We start from the raw sequence: 4,688 nt of genomic DNA on the forward strand, positions 1-4,688 counted from the left end.
TACGAATAATGCCTGTTCCGCGATAAACTTAACTCTCTTAGTCATTGAAAAATAGAACGGTTAAAAATACATAGGAAACCATAAAAAGCCGTCTGCATTCATTCAAAATGATGGGTTTTATTAAGTATACATTTCAGACGGTTGCTAAGGTTGTAAACGGCTCCTTAACTAAGGATATCATTAACTACTACACCCGAAACATCCGTCAGGCGGTACCTGCGGCCAAGATGCTTAAAGATCAGCTTTTCATGGTTCAGTCCCAACTGGTGTAAAACAGTGGCCTGGAAATCGTGTACATGCACCGGGTTCTTTATAATATTGTATCCCAGCTCATCGGTTTCGCCATACACCATACCGGGCTTAATACCACCGCCTGCCATCCATATGGTAAAGCAGCGCGGGTGATGATCACGTCCGTAATTATCTGCCGTAAGCCTGCCCTGCGTATAGCTGGTACGGCCAAATTCCCCGCCCCATATAACAAGCGTTTCGTCTAACAAACCCCGTTGTTTTAAATCCGTAACCAATGCCGCTGAAGCCTGGTCTACATCCATAGCCTGTTTGGCTATTTCAAAAGGAAGATTGCCATGCTGATCCCATCCCTGGTGATATAATTGTACAAAGCGCACGCCGTTCTCGGATAATTTACGCGCCAGCAAACAATTGGCAGCATAGGTTCCGGGTACCAGGCAATCCGGCCCGTATAGCTTAACAATATCATCCGATTCTTTAGACAGATCCATTACCTCAGGTATGGCGGTTTGCATGCGGTACGCCATTTCGTACTGCTGTACTTTAGCCGTTATTTCCGGGTCGCCAAATGCCGCATACGACATTTGATTCAACTCAGAGAGGTTGTCGAGCATTTCGCGGCGATCATTCCTGTTCATACCTTCGGGATCGCGGAGATATAACACGGGATTTTCGCCCTTGCTGAACTGAACACCCTGGTGAACGGAATCCAAAAACCCGTTTGACCAGAGTTTGGAATACACGCCCTGCCCGTTGCCTACACCCCGGGAAAGCAATACCGTAAAGCTGGGCAGGTTTTTATTTTCATTACCCAACCCGTAGCTGAGCCATGAACCCATACTGGGCCGGTTGCCCTGCTGCGAACCGGTTTGCAAAAAGGTAAGCGCAGGATCGTGGTTAATGGCTTCTGTGTACATGGAGCGTACAAAGCAAAGGTCATCCACAATTTTAGCGGTATAAGGCATGAGGTCGCTTACCCACGCTCTTGATTCTCCATATTGTTTAAAATCAACAAATGATCCCACCAAAGGAAAAGAAGACTGGTTAGCCGTCATGCCGGTAAGCCTTTGCGTACCCCGCACAGAAGGAGGAATTTCCTGCCCCATCATTTCCCTGAGCTTGGGCTTATAGTCGAATAGTTCCTGTTGCGATGGAGCGCCGTTCTGGAACAGGTAGATTACTCGTTTGGCTTTGGGGGCAAAATGCGGAATACCGGGAGGTAAGCCCGCCTCTTCGGCAGCGGCCTGCTTAAACAGATCGGGCATCAGCAAAGAACCCAATGCCACACTTCCCACACCCAGGCTCATGGCCGACAAAAATCGTCTCCTGTTCCATGTAAGCCCGTGTTCAATAATTTCTTTGTTCATAAACAACGTATTAAAATTTGTATCACTATTCAGCCAGGGCGGTCAGCAATCAGCGATCAGCTAAAGTATACTAACGACAAGGTGATAATTCCTTCTTCTCTTCCTCATCTCTAACTTCTCTCCTCTCACTTCTCACTCTACGATTTCATAATCGTTTCTTCCAGGTTATATATAGTTGATATTACCCGCATCATTGCCGCCAGCGTCTTTTTATCTACCTGTTCATTAATGGGATACTCGCCCACCAACAGCATTTTTTCAGCGGACTGACCTTCTATGGTTTGTAACTGCTTATTATAATAATTGGTTAGTACTTCCAGTTCTTTTTCAGCCGGCTTCCTGCAAACGATCAGGCGGAAAGCCTTACTGATCTTTTCTCCTGCCCCCGATTTTTCTTCCAGCAAAGTAGCCGCCAATACCCTTGACGCTTCCAGTACGGCAGGATCATTCATCATTACCAGCGCCTGCAATGGCGTATTGGTCTTTAACCTTTTTACTTCACACATATCGCGGTTGCTGGCATCAAAAATAGCCATAGTGGGCGGCGGAACGGTACGTTTAATTAAAGTATACATACCTCTCCGGTATAATGCCGCTCCATGATCCTGTTTGTATACAGATAAGAGGCCGCGGCCGGAAGTTGCGCCTTCCCATAAACCTTCGGGCTGGTAGGGTTTTACACTGGGTCCTCCTATTGTTTTATTCAGCAGTCCGCTGCTGGCCAACACCAGGTCTTTGATCAACTCAGCGGGTATGCGATACCGTGCCCCGCGGGCAAGCCATATATTTTCGGGATCAGTTGCCAGCTTCTCTTTACTGATAGCAGCCGACTGGCGGTAAGTAGCAGAAGTTACCATTTGCTTCACCAGCCGTTTAATATCCCAGTTATGTTCCATAAAATCTACAGCCAGCCAGTCTAATAATGCCGGGTGTGAAGGCAGTTCTCCCTGCATTCCAAAATCGCCCGAGGTTTTAACAATGCCCCTGCCGAAAAATTCCTGCCATAAAATATTTACATATACCCTTGCAGTAAGAGGATTTTTTTTATCGAATAACCATTGGGATAGCCCCAGCCGGTTTTTGGGATACGCGTTGTTAAAAGGTAAGATCGCTTCGGGAGTTCCGGGTTCTACTACTTCACCGGGCGCGTCATATACACCGCGTTGCAGGATATGTGTTGGCCGCACCGTGTCAAGATCACCCATAACCGACACAATCAGCCTGTTGGTATCGGGCTTATTTACGAAATCCAGAATGGTCTTCGCGTCTTCATTGGTGATCTCCATCAGCGGCTTCTTTGCATAGGTTTCCGGGCCGCCGATCACCGATTCTATACCTACTTCTTTTACATTATTAAAAAAAGCAAATAACTGGTAATATTCCTTTTGCGAAAAAGGATCGTATTTATGATCGTGGCAATGTGAACATTCCAGCGTAACACCCAATAGTCCTTTTCCAAAAAGATCATTGCGGTCTGTTACATACATGATCCTGTATTCTTCCGGAATAACGCCACCTTCTTCCGTTATTTTATGATTGCGGTTAAAGCCGGTTGCCAGTAACTGTTCTTTGGTTGAGTTGGGAATTAAGTCGCCGGCCAATTGCCAGGTTACAAACTCATCGTAATGCATATTTTTATTAAATGCATGGATCACCCAGTCGCGCCATGGCCATTGGGTACGGTACCCGTCATCCTGGTAGCCATGCGAATCGGCATACCGTGCCAGGTCGAGCCAGTGCAACGACATTTTTTCTCCATATGCGGGGTTTTGCAGTAACTGATCCACCATTTTTTCATAAGCGTCCACGCTGTTGTCGGCTAAAAACGCGTCCATCATTTCCAGCGTGGGCGGCAAACCGGTAATATCAAGACTAAGCCTTTTCAATAATCTTTCTTTATCGGCCATTTCATTGGGAACCATGCCTTTTTGCTCCATTTTTTGTAAAATGAAGCGATCTATTTCATTCCTCGGCCAGTCTGTATGCTCAATTTCCGGAACCCCGGGTTTTACCGGCGCTACAAATGCCCAATGCTTTTCGTACTTAGCGCCCTGTTTGATCCATTTTTCAATCAGCTTTATTTCGTGCTGTGATAGCTTTAAATTGGAAGACGGCGGCGGCATGATCAGCGCCGTATCTTTAGTGCTTATACGAAGAAAGGCCTGCGACAATTCCGGCTTGCCAGCAACCAGGGCATGGGCATTAGGATTTTCCTTCAACGCTTTAAAAGCGCTTTCGGGATCATCCATCCGCAAACCCGATTCTCTTTTATTGGCATCGGGGCCATGACAGGCAGAACATTTGTCGGATATAATGGGACGAATGTCAAAATTATAACTCACCACATCGGGTATTTTTTCGGCAGTATTACTACCACCACCGCTTTCGCAAGATGGAAACGAAGCGGCAATACCTCCAATAAGGCATACAAGGCAAAGTATTTTTTTATAGATTTTCATATGGCAAAACTTACGCTTCACATTAAAAAAAATAAAACTCCGAGCGTATAATAGCCCGAATATATTCTTAATCCTGATTCCCCTGTCCTGCACCATGCTGCATATGGCAGAATAGCAGTATATCACTAAGCATTTTCAGTCATTATTATCCGCATCAAATATACAATAAAACCCTACGGAATCCATTCTGGTTGTGGGCTGTGGGTTAAAACAATGTACCAATAGCTGATAAACGTTTTCCGCTTGCCTGTTTGGTGAATTGTCCACTTCTTTCGGGCAACCCGCATATCAATATTTGCTTCTTCTTTGATGAAATCAAACAGCTTGCTGAACGCTGCTAAACTGTGTTCGTTTGTAACTGTTTCGGGGAAATCCGGAAACCGGCAGCCGGATTCAGCACTAAAGTTTCATAGTAGCACAATTGTTGAAGTTTGCTTGTCGGCACCCATGGCGGCAATACCTTATTGGCAGTAGTTATTTTTGTCCGTTGTTATCGAAATTGTGAGTGTTTATTTTTTAATTTTTCCGTTCTCAAATGATTCTTCATATTCTAAATTTCCTTGCTTATCATACCGAATCCATTTGCCGTGCTTTTTATTGTCTTTAAAGT

The 4,688-nt window shown here is 45.4% G+C and carries 2 protein-coding genes; both read right to left on the reverse strand.

Annotated features, from left to right (window positions below; genetic code table 11):
* Nucleotides 1-164 precede the first annotated feature (164 nt).
* Nucleotides 165-1,619 (reverse strand): DUF1501 domain-containing protein, encoded by a 1,455-nt coding sequence (locus VL121_RS07325; protein ID WP_325403713.1) that lies wholly within the window; start codon nt 1,617-1,619, stop codon nt 165-167.
* Between the two features lie 137 nt (nt 1,620-1,756).
* Nucleotides 1,757-4,078, reverse strand: coding sequence for a PSD1 and planctomycete cytochrome C domain-containing protein (locus tag VL121_RS07330; RefSeq protein ID WP_325403715.1), 2,322 nt, complete (start codon nt 4,076-4,078; stop codon nt 1,757-1,759).
* Nucleotides 4,079-4,688 lie beyond the last annotated feature (610 nt).

Source organism: Agriterribacter sp. (genome assembly GCF_035497235.1).
Classification (GTDB): Bacteria; Bacteroidota; Bacteroidia; order Chitinophagales; family Chitinophagaceae; genus Agriterribacter.